This window comes from Flectobacillus sp., from assembly GCF_049240685.1.
Lineage (GTDB): Bacteria > Bacteroidota > Bacteroidia > Cytophagales > Spirosomataceae > Flectobacillus.
Genome location: NZ_JBMLSD010000064.1, coordinates 1 through 16387, shown reverse-complemented (window position 1 = coordinate 16387; position 16387 = coordinate 1). Strand labels below are relative to the sequence as shown.

Sequence of the window (16387 nt, the reverse complement as noted above, 5' to 3'; positions counted from 1 at the left end):
TTGGTGAATGGCTTGGTTTATACCAAACCTTGGTTTAAAAGTGCCGCGATGATTACAATGGCGCTAAAAAAGACCAATAATTTACCTTTGATAGAAGCTTGGATTAAAGGCCTGAGCAGTCCTTTCGACCGCAATAATAATGCTGGATATGCCGAAGCTGATAATCTAGGGCAAGCATTATACATGCTTTCGACGGTTGCTGATAAAAAGCATCCTTTGGTGAGTAAAATTTTGGATGAGGCTGATAACTTCGACAAAGGAGGGTTTATCGAAGGGCGTACTGCCGATATGCTTCCACACGCTGTTTATCAGACAAAATGGTTGAAATTTGGCTTGAAAGAGATGCAATTGCCCGATAAATACAAAATTCCCGCACAATACGACTCTTACTCTTCTTTGATTTGGTGGGATTTTCAAAAAGACTATGTGAAAGGCGACCAAGTAGATGATAACCTAGCCTTGAACTCGCCACAATATGTGTGGGCGGAAGACCATTTTTTCAAACAAAATAAAGCCCCAATCTCAGCTCGTGAATATCCTTTGACTTGGGAAGCAGAAGTAACAGATTTGAAATACGAATCGCTCGGTATCATTGACCAAACTTTGGTAGATTTGCGTATTGCTCCTACCAACGCTTGGCAGGCAGCCGAAATATTGTTGCTGTTGTTGGAGTAAAATATTATGTATAAGGCACAAAGTGGATTTATAGCGATAGGCAGTAGGCTTTAGGCAATAGTTGAAAAGTAGATTTTCATTTGCTTAAAGCCTAGTATTATAGAAAATTCTATTAAACTCCGCACTCCCAACTCCGCACTCGACTAGATTCTTTCCTTTCCTCCTTCGTATTTTTTGGGAGCATACAAAAAACCAAAGGCTTCTGCCCCATCGCGTGTATGTACTTTGTGGTGAATAAAGTGTGCTCGCATAATTCTTTTCATGTATTTGCTTTTGGCAACGTATTTAATTTTGATACGACGATGCACAATAATATCATGAAAAATAAAGTAAAATGTGCCATAAAGTGCCACGCCTAGCCCTATCCAGAACAAAAACCACAATTCTGGCACTAAATCTCCTACTATAATGGTAACAGTCGAGACCAGTCCAAATACTACCGAAAACAAATCATTTTTTTCCAATACATCATTGTGATGCACATGATGCGATTCATGCCAGTTCCACATGATACCGTGCATGATATATTTATGAGTAAACCATGCAAATCCCTCCATAAAGAAAAACGTGCCGAAGAACAATCCAAGTTTGAGTAACATAATTTTGAGTAGATGTCTGGTTAAAATCTAAAGGTTTAACCAATAAAGAAATGTAATTGTTTGGTGAAGATACACGCATATTTATAAAAAGCCTACGCTTGAAAATCACTTTATTAGCCTGCCATTGCGCCAAAATCCCTATCTTTGCAAACTAAAATTTGTTAGGCAAGATAATCTAAGCTTTTGGTATTCATAAATTTTATTCCAAAACCATATTATCAAAGGCTGAAGCATTTTGCCCAATACAATAGATTCATAAAAATATGATTTCAAAAACGTACACTCCACAAGAAATTGAAGCCAAATGGTATCAATATTGGCTTGACAACAAGCTATTTGCATCCAAGCCTAATCCTGATAAAGAACCTTATTCGATAGTCATTCCACCACCAAACGTCACGGGCGTTTTGCACATGGGACACATGTTGAATAATACCATCCAAGACGTCCTTATTCGTAAGGCTCGTATGGAAGGTAAGGAGGCTTGTTGGGTGCCTGGTACTGACCACGCTTCAATCGCAACAGAAGCTAAAGTCGTGGCAATGTTGAAAGAGAGAGGTATCGAGAAAAAAGATATTACTCGTGAGGAGTTTTTGGAATATGCCCACGAATGGAAAGATAAATACGGCGGTATTATCCTTGATCAGTTGAAAAAGCTAGGTGCTTCTTGTGACTGGGATAGAACTCGCTTTACTATGGAGCCATCTTTGTACGAAGCCGTAATCGATACGTTCGTTCGTTTGTACGAAAAAGGACAAATTTACCGTGGCGTTCGTATGGTAAACTGGGATCCACAAGGCAAAACGGCGCTTTCTGACGAAGAGGTAATCGAAAAAGACGTTCAGGCAAAACTTTTCCATATCAAATATCCAGTAGTTGGTGCTGATGGTGAATTTTTGACGATTGCAACTACGCGTCCAGAGACCATCATGGCCGATACTGCTATCTGTGTGAATCCAAATGATGAGCGCTATGTAGCCTATCACGGAAAATCAGTGGAGATTCCATTGTTGGGTCGTGCTATCCCTGTGATTACCGACGAATACGTAGCCATGGATTTTGGTACAGGTTGTTTGAAAGTAACACCTGCACACGATTTGAATGACTATGAATTAGGCTTGAAGCACAAATTACCTGTTATCGATATTCTGGATGACGCTGGTTTCTTGAATGAAAAAGCCGTTTTATATGTTGGTCAAGACCGTTTTGCTGCTCGTCGCAATATCGTAAAAGACTTAGAAGAAGCAGGATTTTTAGTAAAAGTTGAAGAATATAAATCAATCGTTAAAACTTCAGAACGTACTGGTGCTGTAATCGAGCCAAAGTTATCGTTGCAATGGTTCTTGAAAATGGAAGATATTTCAAAACCTGCACTCGAAAACGTAATGAATGACAACATTAAGTTGTATCCTTCAAAATTCAAAAATACCTATCGCTCATGGATGGAAAATGTTCATGACTGGTGTATTAGCCGTCAGCTTTGGTGGGGACAACAAATCCCAGCCTTCTATTTGCAAGATGGTACGGTAATCGTTGCTAAAAATAAGCGTGAAGCTTTACGCAAAGCTCAACACGAATTGCAGTTATTTGCCTTGACCGAAGAAGATTTGACACAAGACCCAGACGTACTAGATACTTGGTTCTCGTCTTGGTTGTGGCCAATTTCGGTATTTGATGGTATCGAAAATCCTGAAAATGAGGACATTAAATACTACTACCCGACCAATGATTTGGTAACAGGACCAGATATTTTATTCTTCTGGGTAGCTCGTATGATTATTGCAGGTTATGAATGGCGTGACGAACTTCCATTCCGTAACGTGTATTTGACGGGTATTGTACGTGATAAGCAAGGTCGCAAAATGTCAAAATCATTGGGTAACTCTCCAGACCCATTAGATTTGATTGCGCAGTACGGCGCCGATGGCGTTCGTTCGGGCTTATTATTCTCGGCTCCCGCAGGTAACGACTTGTTGTTTGATGATAAATTGTGCGAACAAGGACGTAACTTCTGTAATAAAGTATGGAATGCATTCCGTTTGGTAAAAGGTTGGGAAATTGCCGATGCCGAACAACCAGCAGGTAATGTATTAGCAATCAAATGGTTTAACTCAAAAATTAGTCAGGTTGTACTTGAGGTTCAAGACCATTTTAGCAAATTCCGTATTTCTGATGCCTTGTTGTCGATTTATAACTTGATTTGGGATGATTTCTGCGGACAATATCTCGAAATTATCAAACCTGCTTTTGGTTCACCAATCGACCGTGCTACGTATGATGCGACTATCGGGATTTTTGAAAAATTGATGGCTTTGGCTCATCCATATATGCCATTTATTACCGAAGAAATCTGGCAAGCAATTGCGGAGCGTCAAGAAGGCGAAAGTATTTGCCGTGCGGCGTATCCAGTAGCTGGCGAAATCGATACACAAGTATTGGCTGATTTTGAAATCTTGTTTGGTATTGTTTCAAAAGTGCGTGAGACGCGTAATACAAAACAAATTTCACCAAAAACAGAATTGCCATTGGCGATTAAAACCGAGGATGTAGCTCGTTATAAGCAACTAGAATCAATCATAGTTAAGCTAGCAAATACCTTAGCGATTGAGTACGTTTCTAGCAATGTTGAAAATGCTATTTCTTTTGTATTAAAAGCTGACGAATTCTTTATTAGTCTTGAAGGAGAACTAGACGTAGAAGCAGAATTAGCTAATGCTACTAAAGAGTTAGAATATAACTTAGGGTTCAAAAAATCAGTGGAAGCAAAATTGTCAAACGAAAGATTTGTCAACAACGCCAAACCTGATGTTGTAGAAAAAGAACGCCAAAAGTTAGCCGATGCTGAGTCGAAGATTAAGGCATTGGAGGAGACGATTGCTCGTTTGAAAGCAATGTAGTCATGAACTATTGATATAATAGCCCCTTGTAAAACATTTTGTTTTGCAAGGGGCTTATTTATTTCCGCAAGATTAAACTCCTGAATAGAAAATGTAACTTAGAATCGTTATAAATAATTAGCCAAATTTAGGACGTTTGACATAAAATCGGCTAAAAAAGACTTATCCACAATTAGGGGCTTTTCCACAGTGGACAAGTTTAAAATGTGGATAACTTTTGTGGAAAATTGTTATATTTTGACTAAAAATGCATGAGGAAGGGCATTTGAGTATCTATTTTTCAACATTTTTATAAAAATGAGTAATAAGATTAAACTTTTTAGTCTTAATTTGCTCTAATCAAAAAATAAAAATAATCCAATCTGGAAAAGTTTTTATAGCGAAATACTTTTAGATTGGATTTAACAACTACCTTTGTTTCATGAAACAAATTATTGCCATATTTCTAAGTGTCACTATCCTTTTGGGAAGTCTTTTTCCAAAGGTGGATACTTTGCAGTTGGCAAAAATAGGCGAGTTAGTGAAGCATTATCAGTGGCATTGCAAGACCGAAAAAAGCAATATGAGCTTTTTGAGCTTTTTAGCAATGCACTATTCGGCAGCCTCAAATCATACCAAAACTGCCAAGCACTCACACTCACACTTGCCTAGTCTGGACTCTCAGGCGGTTCATGCCTTTTTGCCATCCTTTTTTCAGCAAATTTCGCTGAAATTCAAGCCCATTATTAAGGGTTTTGTTGGTCCAAACTTTGTTTGGCAAAACCTTTACGACTTCCTATTAGCCTCCTCGCTACTCAATCCACCCCGATTCTAATCGAATATCTTCCTTTTATTTAAAATTAACATTCTCGGCTCTTTATTGAGAGAAAGTGAATGAGTGATTTGCTATTGAGCATTTTGTGGTTAAATACGTAAATGGATTTTAAAAATTTCATGTATTTACTCTGTTCTCAATAATCAGGATGACTATAAGTTTGAGTGTAATAATGAGTTTCAACGATTCAAATCATTACGCTGTACTCCTACTTGTATTGATGTTTTGAGAGATTCATAAACGATTATAATCAATCAATAGCTCCATCACCAATCCGCTCAATAACCAGCCTCACTACCTTTATTTTAATAAACTAATGATAGATTCATTAATTCGATTCAGCATAAATCAAAAGCTGATTATTGGATTATTTGTCCTGAGCTTAATTGCTTGGGGTGGAATTTCCTTGACTCAGCTTACCGTAGATGCCCTGCCAGATATTACCTCTAACCAAGTGCAGGTAATCACTCAATCTCCTGCATTACCTGCTACTGAGGTTGAAAAATTTATCACTATTCCACTAGAAATCTCCTTAAGAACCGTTCCGAATACCAAAGAAATTCGTTCTTTTTCGAGAATGGGCTTGTCGATTATTACTGTCGTATTCGAAGACGATGTACCTATTGAAAAAGCTCGTCAGCAAGTAACTGAAAAGCTTAAGGAAGCGGAGCCCAATCTAATTGCAGGTGCTGGGCGTCCCGAATTAGCACCTATCACCACAGGACTTGGAGAGTTTTACCAATATACGCTAGCAGTTGATCCAAAATTTAAAAACAACTATTCGCTCACCGAGCTTCGAACGATTCAGGATTGGATTGTAAAAAGGCAATTGCTTGGTATCAAGGGAGTTGTAGAGGTGAGTTCTTTTGGTGGAAATCTAAAACAATACGAAGTGGCCATTAATCCAGAACGCCTGAGTGCGGCTAATGTTACTTTAAACGAGCTCTTTACTGCGCTGCAAGATAACAATTCGAACTCTGGAGGTAGCTATATCGAAAAAGGAACAGATGCCTATTTTATCCGCTCGGAAGGGATGGTGAAAAATGTCGAAGATATCGGCAATATCGTAGTAGCTAATCGCGGAGGGCTGCCTGTATTGGTCAAAGATGTGGCTTTTGTGCAGTTTGGACACGCTGTGCGCTACGGGGCAATGACTCGTAATGGCGAAGGTGAGGCTGTTGGTGCGGTTGTACTCTTACTCAAAGGCGCTTCGGCTCAAGTGGTGACTCAAGAAGTAAAAGCCAGAATCAAAGAAATACAAAAATCCCTTCCAGAAGGTATTACTATTCAGCCATTTATAGATCGCAGTAAGCTAATAGACAAAGCGATAGGTACTGTGGAGAAAAACTTGGTAGAAGGCGGTTTGATTGTCATTTTTGTCTTGGTTTTACTCTTAGGAAATCTTCGTGCTGGGCTTGTGGTGGCCTCCGTGATTCCATTGTGTTTGCTGTTTTCATTTAGTATGATGAACCTCTTTGGGGTATCGGCCAACTTAATGTCGTTGGGAGCTATCGACTTTGGGTTAATTGTGGATGGTGCTGTGATTATTGTCGAAGCCATTATTCATCATTTACACGAACGAGCTCAAAAGGCAGGAAATCATACACTTACATTGACACAACAAGAGATGAATGATGAAGTGTACCATTCAGCAGTAAATATCCGAAAATCAGCAGCCTTTGGTGAGATTATCATTTTGATTGTGTATTTCCCGATATTAGCCTTGACAGGTATTGAAGGAAAAATGTTTAAGCCTATGGCCCAAACGGTTGGCTTTGCTATTATTGGGGCGTTGATTTTATCATTGACTTATGTTCCAATGATGTCGTCTTTGTTATTGAGCAAAAAAGTCAATTTAAAGGAGACAATTTCTGATAAAATCATCAACTTTTTATACAAATTCTACGCCCCTATTATTCGCTGGGTATTGCACCACAAAGCAGTGGTAGTTGGTTCGGCAGTGGCAATGTTTGCGGGTAGTTTATTGCTATTCAGTTCGTTGGGTGGCGAGTTTATTCCAGAACTAAACGAAGGTGATTTTGCGGTGGAGACGCTTTTACATAGTAATGCTTCTTTATCTCAAAGTATTAAAATGAATACCCGAGCGCAACAAATTATTCTTCGAGAATTTCCAGATGAGGTAAGTCAAGTAGTATCACGTATTGGAGCATCCGAAATTCCTACCGACCCAATGGGCATCAATTCTTGCGATTTGATTATTGAACTAAAAGACATGAAGCACTGGAAAAAAGCAGAAACAATGGAAGAGCTTTCTGCGAAAATGGACGATGCTTTGTCGGAATTGCCTGGGGTAAATTTTGAATTTACACAACCTATTCAAATGCGTTTTAATGAGCTAATAGCAGGTACAAAATCTGATGTTGCGATTAAAATTTTTGGAGAGGAATTGGATATTTTATATCAAAAAGCACAAGAATGCGCCAAGCATATCGCTAAAATCGACGGTGTAGGAGATTTAAAGGTACAACAAATCGACGGCGTACCACAAATGGTTGTGGACTATAATCGTGAGAAAATTGCTCAGTATGGTCTTAAAATAAAAGAATTGAACGCTCTTGTAAAAACTGCTTTTGCTGGCGAAGAAGCTGGTGTAGTGTATGAAGGAGAAAAACGCTTTGGTTTGGTAGTTCGTCTCGATTCTGCGTATCGCAAAGATTTACAAAATATCAGCGATTTGTATGTCGATTTGCCAAATGGGGGTAAAATTCCTTTAGCACAAGTAGCAACAATTTCATATCAGGACGCTCCTACCGAAATTGCTCGAGATAACGCTCGTCGTCGTATTACCATCGGTATTAATGTTCGTAACCGCGATGTTGAAAGTTTGGTGCATGAAATACAACAGGTTTTGGATAAAAAAGTAGAACTTCCTGTAGGGTACAATTTTGTATATGGAGGAGCTTTTGAAAACCTCAATGCAGCCAAAAGTCGTTTGGCAATTGCAGTGCCTGTTGCACTATTCCTAATTTTTGCTTTACTGTTTTTTACCTTTAATTCTCTCAAAGAAGCCCTTATCATTTTTGCCGCTATTCCACTATCCGCTATTGGCGGCGTAATGGCGCTATGGCTTCGTGGGATGCCGTTTTCGGTGTCGGCTGGTATCGGATTTATTGCTTTATTTGGTGTAGCTGTACTCAACGGGATTGTATTGATAGCCTATTTCAATAGTCTTGAAAAACAGGGTATTACTGATATTTATGAGCGAATTATAGAAGGTACTAAAACGCGTTTTCGCCCCGTAGTTATGACGGCTTCTGTAGCTTCTTTAGGCTTTTTGCCAATGGCACTTTCACATTCGCCAGGTGCTGAAGTACAGCGCCCTCTGGCGACGGTAGTGATTGGTGGGTTGATTTCTGCTACCCTTTTAACCTTGGTCGTATTACCTGCCATTTATAGCTTAGTGGCCACTAGGGTCAAAATCAAACCTTCGATAGCAACGATTCTTGTATTACTGAGCTTCGGAATAGTTAAAACAGCACCTGCCCAAAACACGCCAGTTTTGACGCTGGATAACTGTATAGAAAAAGCTGTTCAACAAAATCAAAGTATACAGGTGGGCAAACTTGAAATTTCGGGCAATAGGGCTTTAGAAAAAACCGCGAAGGACTTGCCCAAAACTAGTTTTGATACCCAATTTGGTCGCACGCAGACCTATACCAACAATGATGTAACCTTTAGTTTGGGACAATCATTTGCCTTTCCCTCTTTGTACAAGGCACAAGAAAATCTGTTGAAAAGTCATACCACTTCGTCCGAAAAACGCCTAAATATGACGAAGAATCAAGTAGTAGCAGAGGTAAAAAGTTTGTATTATCAAATTTTACTCAATACCCAATTACTCAAGGTGGTGCAGCAACAAGATAGCTTGTACCAAAGTGCTTTCAAGGCGGCTTCTTTACGCTACCAGACAGGTGAAACCAATTTACTCGAAAAGGTTTCGACCGAAACTCGTCTGCGTGAAATTCAAAATAGAATTCAAAGTATTTTGTCTGATGAAAAGAGTCTTTATCAAAGCCTTTCATTTTTACTCAATATTCCTGCTGATTTTGTGATTGATACCCAGATTAATATGCAAAAGCCTTTGCAGCTTCAAATAACAGAAGTAAGTAATAATCCATATCTGGAATTGCTTAGACAGCAAATTGAAGTGAGTCAACTACAAACAAAACTCGAGAAAGAGCGTTTGAAGCCTGATTTTAAAGTAGGTATTACCAATCAAAGTATTGAGCGAAATTATAACCAAAACTTTGTTCAAGCAGGGCTCAATTTTCCCCTTTTTGCCAAAGCACAAAAGGCACGAATCAATGCCGCGGGCATCAATGAGCAAATCGCCAAAGAAAGCTTGTCTCTAGCCGAACAGCAAACCACCAAGCAGCTACAATCATTAAAGATTCAGCTCAATAAACTGCAAAAGTCGGTACAGTATTATCAAAGCTCAGCTATTCCGCAGGCTAATTTGATGATTAGCACGGCTCATAAAAGCTATCAAGCTGGTGAAATCGAGTACGTGGAGTTTGTCCAAAGCATTACGCAGGCTTGGCAAATCAAAGAAATGTATTTGAGCGAAGTTCACAATCTAAATCAAGTAATTATCAATATCGAAACTCTTGTAGGCCATGAATAAGAAAGCCCCTATATATATTACTCTTTTGTCGAGTTTACTTTTATGGAACTGCTCAAAAGACCCAAAATCCGAAACAGCAACTGAAGCAACTACTGAAAAGGTGGTAGATATCGTTCATGTGAGCGAGGCACAAGCCAAAAACGTTCAGTTGCCAGTGGGTGATTTTGAACAAACCATTGTAGGCGAAGAAGTCACCGCCAACGGTAAGGTAGAAGTGCCACCTCAACAAATGATTTCGGTGAGCGTGCCGATTGCAGGTTTTGTCAAAAGAATTGATTTATTGCCTGGCACGCCAGTACGTAAAGGGCAAGTATTGGCAGTGGTACAAAGTATGGAATATGTGCAGCTACAACAGGAATATTTGCAAGCCTTGAGCAAACAAAAATTCCAAGAACAGGATTTGAGTCGTCAAGAAACCCTAAATCAAGAGAATGTTGGTTCAAAAAAGAAATTGCAACAAATTGATGCTGAATACCAAACAGGTAAAGCAATTATTAACGGTTTAGAGGAAAAACTTAAATTGATTGGGTGCAATATTGCAAAACTCAAAGCGGGCACAATTACACCCTCTATTAACGTTATTTCTCCCATTAATGGTGTAACCAAAATGGTGTATGTCAATATTGGTAAAAACATCGCTCCTACTGATGTCATGATGGAACTCGTGAGCCGTGAGCACATGCACTTGGAGTTGAATGTTTTTGAAAAGGATGCTAATAAAGTACAAGTGGGTCAAACATTTTTGCTTGAAAATCCTAGACTTGCCGATAAGCCTTTAACAGGGAAAGTGATTTTGGTCGGACAAACTATCGAAGGCCCAACCAAAGCTATTTTGGTTCATGGACACCTAGATAATGAGGTTTTGGAACAAAAATTAGTAGTAGGACAATACGTAAATACCAAGATTTTGACAGGTAAAAAAGCTGTTCAAACCTTGCCCGAAGATGCAGTGGTTCGTCGCGGAGAAGGTGGATTTATTTTTGTAAAGTTAAAAACGAATAACTATCAACAAATTCCTGTAAAACTAGGTATTACCGAAAATGGTATGGTAGAAATTATCCTTGAAAAAACGCTACCATCAAAAGAAATCGTCAAAGCAAATGCTTCTGTTTTACAAGCAATGCTAGCAGGTGGCGAAGGTGAAGAGTAGAGAGAAACATGAATCTTGAGTAGTAGAGACGCAATGTTTTGCGTCTAAAAAGCGGTCGGAAAATAATTTCTGACCGCTTTTTTGATATAACTCGGCTCAAGACGCAATCATTACCTCTCTACAGTTGGCATTCAAATTTTATAATAATCACTCATTCTCTCAATCTCAATTCACTCAATTAGTTGGCTACTGAAAATCAATTATGAATGTCTCTCTCCACTTACTCAGAAACCTCCTGTTTTTTTGTAGAATGCCACATGATGCGCTATTTTAGTTTGGTAATAATCCTAAACGCTCGGTATGAAAGCCCTTATTTATCTATCTTTCTTCTTTATGTCTCTATCTGAAACTATTGCTCAAAATTTTATTGGTAACTGGCAAGGACAAGTTCAGGGCAGTGGAGGTTCTTTACCTGCCGAAATGTCCATTACAAGTGCTGGGAACAGCCAAATTGTTGGCAAACTACATGTGCACTCAGGTGCAAACATTGAAAGCTACGAACTAAAATGTACCGTCAATACTCCCAATGCCATTGGCACGCTTTCATATAAGGATGGAACCGTATTTGGCATCGAAATGGCTTGGCAAAACAACACAATCCAACAACAGATTAGCTACAATAATCAGGTTATTTTACAAGGGAGTTTTGCCAAAAAAACAGAGCCTACAAAGCCTGCTACCGTAGCCACAAAACCTGATGGATTATTTCGTGACCCCAATCTTGTTGGCGCATGGACACATCATGAAAATTATTCTTCAAACGGAGGATTTTATGGAGGGAGTAGCACTACTATTGTACTCAATGCCGATGGCACTATCGACGATGGAGGCTCAAGCGCTTATGTAAGTGGCCCCAATAGCTCTGGAAACGCTTCAGGAGGAGGAGATAACTCTGTAATTGCTCAAATCAAAGCAGCGGGAGCTCGCTGGTTTACCAAAGGGAATATGTTGTACTGGCGCATTACTATCAATGGCAAAGTAACGGATGTCCCCAATTCGAAATACTATATCGAAAAAGGAGCTTTACTATTAACGGATTATAACACAGGCAAAAAAATGCTGTATTACAAGAAATAACTGATTAGATGATAAAATTGAATTTACTAGTTCAAGGCTAAGTCTTGGACTTATTTTTTTACAGTTTAATACTGTTTTTACAAAATTTAGTAAAAAAGTCTAGATACCAGAATCACACTTTCTCGTTTTGTCCAGTAATTAGGTCTGAGGCAAGATTTGACTATAACATTTTGGTTATGAGTATATTCTGATAACAGATATACTTTTAACGAATAGCTTACTTTTACTTAAAAATTATAAGATACACTTGCTAATAAGTACCTCGAAATCAAATTACTTTTGAACGTGTTGATAGAATAATCTGAAGTATTAGTTTGAAAAAAATATTTCATATTAAAGAGGTTTTGCCCATCAAGTCTAAGCTCATATTTTTTCTTAATCGGTCGATATTTCAAATAAGCATCACAAAACAATAAATAATCTTTTGAAAAGTTTTTGTTTGGGATAAGATACTCAAGGTTTGTTACAAAAAACCATTGTTTATTAGGTTTGAAGATAATCTTAAAAGTGTTTTGTAAAGCATTGTTTTGTATAGACTGTTTACTTGCGATGTTCTGGCTGTGATTATTTATCAATACTAAAGAGTTCTCAAAATTTACTTTGTAATCAAATGCAGTTTTAGCAAATAGTTCTAGCGTGACAAAGTGGTTGTTATTTAGCCTCAAGTCAGAAGCATTCACAACATTGTAATAATTGGAAAATGCGTAGTTAGATTTTAGCCTGATTGTACTATTTAGTATGGGGAGATATTTCTCTACAAGAAAATCGGCAGTGATGTTTTCATTTGGTTTTGATGAAAAAAAATATTCTAGGTAACTATTTCTGCGATTGATAGAAATATTGGAGAAATAACTACCATGGTTTTTCAGATAATTGACACTTGCATTAAGCCGAAATTGCTGATATAGATTATTGATAGCGTAAACTACACTAATTACCAGCAGTTTTTGTAGAGAAAGTACAGGCTTACTGCTAGCAAATAATCTATTTGATAGCATAATTGGGTTAGAAAATAATGATTCCTCCGTGAAGTTCTTTTGACTAAGGCTGCTATTTATTCCCAAAATAGATATGGGATTTAACTTTAATTTCAGTAAAAGAGATGGCTCAACTATGAAATTTTCTTGAAATAAATTCCCTAATTTTTGTGTAAAAAATCTCCCTTTCAATGAAGTCGAAATCCTTAACCTCCTTAAATTATTCTCGTATATTCCTTGATTGTACAAATTACTTGTTGTATAAGTAAAATCATTATTTGAAATGACCGTATCTGATGAGTTATAGAGATTCGAATTTAGAGTTGTTTGTTCTACATAATTTCCAATTGAAAACGAATATTTAGACTTATTGGTACGACCCAAAATAATTGCTTGAAGCTGCAAGGTATTTTTTCTATTCCTACAGACTTGGGTGAAGGTGGAGTAAACGCTAGTGCTACTGTCGGAGATAAGATTTAGGGTGAAATTTTGATTAATATCATTAGAAGACTGGCTAGCTAGGAATTGTAGCGCATGCTTATCGGTTAATCTATTCGTAAAAAGTAATGATTGTTTAAAGTTATGGTTGTGTGTATTTAACTGAGCAGATTGGGTATTGAGAGTATTCTGTAAGATATTGGTGTGGGCATAGCTTTTTGTATTATCAAAAATGATTTTGTATTCTAACGAGCTTTGGTCTGATAGAATACTTTGGAGTTCTATATCGCCACGAGCTTGATGCGGTTCTTTTGCGGAAAGATAATGATCAGAAGTAGCAAGTATTCCTTGAGGAAGGAAATTTGTATTTTCGATAGACTGTATCGAAGATACACGATCATTCAAGTAGTATAAATTTCCTTTTATACTTACCCTTTTATGGAGTTTTATAAGACCATTATAGTTACTAAATAATGCATTGTTTATATTGGCTCTTTTATCATCTAGGTTATTCGAAATAATGATATCCGAAATAATAGGCTTGGCCAAGATGTTTTTATCTCGTAATTGTTCTACATTTTGGCTTGTGGAAAAGTAATCGAAGGGAGAGTTGTTTTGCCCTATATTGTTATACGAAGCCGTACCAAAGGATTTATAATTTTGGGTAATACCTAATAAGTTTAAGGCATGATTTTGGGCTACGCCTCTGCCTTCTGATGCTCCCAGAGCTATATCTATACTCCCCGATACATCTAAATGAGCCTTTTTTAGTTTTAAATTCAACGCAACTTTATCATTGGAATCGATACTTTTTAGTAGTGGATTTTCCGAAAAGTTCTCTATAACTTGTACCTCTTCAACCATATCCACATTGATATTTTTAGTTCCAATGGCATAATTGAACCCGAATAGATTATCTCCTTCCAAGTTGACTGTTTCAATGGGTTTTCCTTTATACGTTATTTCGCCCGTTTTGTCGTTGACCTCTAGGCCTGGTAGTACTTTGATGATATCAATAATTTTTCTTTCTGTACCATTGCTATACTTCGAAACGTTAAATTTAGTAGTATCGCCATTTATTGTAAATGGCAAAGCCTTTGTCGATACAGTCACCTCTTGTAGCTCAACGACCGAGTCTTTTTCCAATATAAAGTTGTGAGTATAGATATTTGACTTTTTGATATCTTCAAGAGTCCAAATATCCTTTTTATATTTATCTGCAGTTATTTCAATCAGTGCTTTTTTCAAATCGCTTGGTAATTCCAAACGGTATTCTCCATTCTTTGTAGTACAAAAGGCTAGTATAGATTGAGCGTTGATAGAGTCTTTTACAACAATATTGGCATTATTGATTTTTTCTCCTTTGTGGTTTTTTACGTTCCCGCTAATAAGCTGCCCAACTACTGTATTTGATACCAAAAGAAATAGGAGTATATTAATATTCGAGGCCGGTACCTTGCTGAGCTTTAGGATAAATAATTTCAGGAGCATCAATTTTGAGGTAACCGTTTGTTTCATTATCCGAATTTGTTTTTATCATTTTTACTGCATTATTCACCGTCGAAATAAACTTGGTGGTAAAATCTGACCAGCTATAAAACTTGTGTTTTTTTTGGATAGAAGCATCTATTTTCTCATTCAAATTTTCATTGATTTTTGATGCAGTAAACTGATAGGCATAATCATCACTATGAACTTCTAGAATCAGCCCTGTTAGTCCTCCAAATTTCCAAGGTCCGTTAGAATATGGATAATCAGCACTAAAGAAGGCCACATATTTTCGCCCACGGAATGTTGTAATGGCACTATTGCATTTGTGACCAAGAATCGTTTTTGTATCTTGAGTTAAACTCCATTTCATACAATGTAGCGAATCCTTCACATAAAACATTTTATTGAATAGCACATCACTTAAGTAGATAGTCTGTTCAGGAAAATTTTTTAACAAAGTCAAACTGACACTCTCTGTATTGTTTGGCGTCTCATTGGGGATATCTTTCCAAATACTCGTAGAGTCACTGAGAATAAGGAGATTTTTGTATGAGCTATCGTTGTATTTAACATCGTATTCAACGCTCATATTTTGAGCAAACGAAAGATATGAAATGAGCGTTACAATTGTTAATAGTACTATTTTCATGACATTAAGGGGGAGCTTTGTTGCAATTTTGATCAGAAAATACTTGTAGAGATATCTATTATACCTGTTAAAAGACAAGGGATAGCAGGCGATGCTTTTGCTTTCATGTGAGTAATTATTGAGCCAATAAAATATTGGAAGGTTTAATAATTCATGCCTTTTATTCATGATGGCATATTTCATTAGTTCTTTGATTGGTGTAGGGAAAGAACAAAACCTTATAATCGTAGCTACTTGATTTTTTGAGAGAAGTAATAGGTTTTTTAGGTGAGATTTCTAAACTTTTACTGTTACTTCTGTAGCAAACTTAAGGCGTTTTCTGTATTTTTATTATGCAAGTTTGAATAAAGTAATATATTTCAATTTTTTTAGAGTTGCTGTATTTATTCGAATGTCCTATATTTATGTATGTTTTACTCTATTTTATTTATGAAAATTGGCTACAAACTACTTCTATTGAGAAAAAGAAATAATTACTCTCAAGAATTTATTGCAGAAAACGTCGGGGTTTCGCAATCTACTTATTCGCGCTTAGAAAGTGATAAATCAATACTGAAAGGGTATTTATTGAAACGATTTTGCGATTTTTATAATATCCCACCTTCGTACTTCTTATCTGATACCGAAAACATCATTCCTAAAGACCAGGAGGCTTTGAATAAAAAACTACAAGAAAAGGAGCGCTTGATTTACCAATTGAAGTCAGAAATTAGTGATTTAATGCATGAAGTGAATATATTGAAGTCAAAGCTTTTTTCTGGAGCCTAAGTGCTTTGTTTTTTTACGATAATACAAAATCAGACTATTGGGATTTGAGCAAAAATGTTTCTTAAGTTAGTGACCAAATAAAATTTAAGATTGTGCTTTGGGCTTTTAGGTAACGGCTTTCGGCAGTAGGCTTTTAGCTTTGGGCTTTGGGAAAAAATATATCTATGGTTACTAAAAAACACTTAAACACTCTGTGCCTTGTGCCTG

9 protein-coding genes and 1 pseudogene are annotated in these 16387 nt (G+C 37.2%); 7 read left to right on the top strand and 3 right to left on the bottom strand.

The window, feature by feature from the left end; all coding sequences use genetic code 11:
• Positions 1-675: pseudogene (locus tag ACOVQ4_RS03040) on the top strand (hypothetical protein); the annotation flags it as partial.
• 143 nt (positions 676-818) lie between these two features.
• On the opposite strand, the gene ACOVQ4_RS03035 reads toward ACOVQ4_RS03040, so the two are convergent.
• On the bottom strand, positions 819-1274 hold the full coding sequence (locus ACOVQ4_RS03035) for a sterol desaturase family protein (protein WP_421819185.1): 456 nt from the start codon (positions 1272-1274) through the stop codon (positions 819-821).
• A gap of 263 nt (positions 1275-1537) precedes the next feature.
• Between ACOVQ4_RS03035 and ACOVQ4_RS03030 the strand changes: the two genes are divergently transcribed.
• The 5 genes from ACOVQ4_RS03030 to ACOVQ4_RS03010 all read left to right on the top strand — a co-directional run bounded on the left by ACOVQ4_RS03030 (position 1538) and on the right by ACOVQ4_RS03010 (position 11857).
• Entirely contained in the window at positions 1538-4171 is a 2634-nt protein-coding gene (locus ACOVQ4_RS03030; protein WP_421819184.1) for a valine--tRNA ligase, read from the top strand.
• 421 nt (positions 4172-4592) lie between these two features.
• On the top strand, positions 4593-4985 hold the full coding sequence (locus tag ACOVQ4_RS03025) for a hypothetical protein (protein WP_095160976.1): 393 nt from the start codon (positions 4593-4595) through the stop codon (positions 4983-4985).
• 316 nt (positions 4986-5301) lie between these two features.
• The gene (locus ACOVQ4_RS03020; RefSeq protein ID WP_421819183.1) at positions 5302-9630 is read left to right on the top strand and encodes a CusA/CzcA family heavy metal efflux RND transporter; all 4329 of its coding nucleotides are present in this window, start codon (positions 5302-5304) and stop codon (positions 9628-9630) included.
• The gene (locus tag ACOVQ4_RS03015; RefSeq protein ID WP_421819182.1) at positions 9623-10780 is read left to right on the top strand and encodes an efflux RND transporter periplasmic adaptor subunit; all 1158 of its coding nucleotides are present in this window, start codon (positions 9623-9625) and stop codon (positions 10778-10780) included. Before ACOVQ4_RS03020 ends, ACOVQ4_RS03015 begins: the two co-directional genes overlap by 8 nt.
• A 300-nt stretch (positions 10781-11080) precedes the next feature.
• Positions 11081-11857: a hypothetical protein gene (locus tag ACOVQ4_RS03010; protein WP_421819181.1), complete on the top strand. Its 777-nt coding sequence runs from the start codon at positions 11081-11083 to the stop codon at positions 11855-11857.
• Between the two features lie 227 nt (positions 11858-12084).
• Here ACOVQ4_RS03010 and ACOVQ4_RS03005 read toward each other — a convergent pair whose 3' ends face one another.
• Both ACOVQ4_RS03005 and ACOVQ4_RS03000 read right to left on the bottom strand, forming a co-directional pair.
• Positions 12085-14691: a hypothetical protein gene (locus ACOVQ4_RS03005; RefSeq protein ID WP_421819180.1), complete on the bottom strand. Its 2607-nt coding sequence runs from the start codon at positions 14689-14691 to the stop codon at positions 12085-12087.
• Positions 14692-14707: 16 nt separating this feature from the next.
• On the bottom strand, positions 14708-15412 hold the full coding sequence (locus ACOVQ4_RS03000) for a GLPGLI family protein (RefSeq protein ID WP_421819179.1): 705 nt from the start codon (positions 15410-15412) through the stop codon (positions 14708-14710).
• A 429-nt stretch (positions 15413-15841) separates the two neighbouring features.
• On the opposite strand from ACOVQ4_RS03000, the gene ACOVQ4_RS02995 reads away from it, so the two are divergent.
• Complete coding sequence (locus tag ACOVQ4_RS02995) at positions 15842-16180, top strand: helix-turn-helix domain-containing protein (protein WP_421819178.1); 339 nt, start codon at positions 15842-15844, stop codon at positions 16178-16180.
• The last annotated feature ends 207 nt before the right edge of the window (positions 16181-16387 follow it).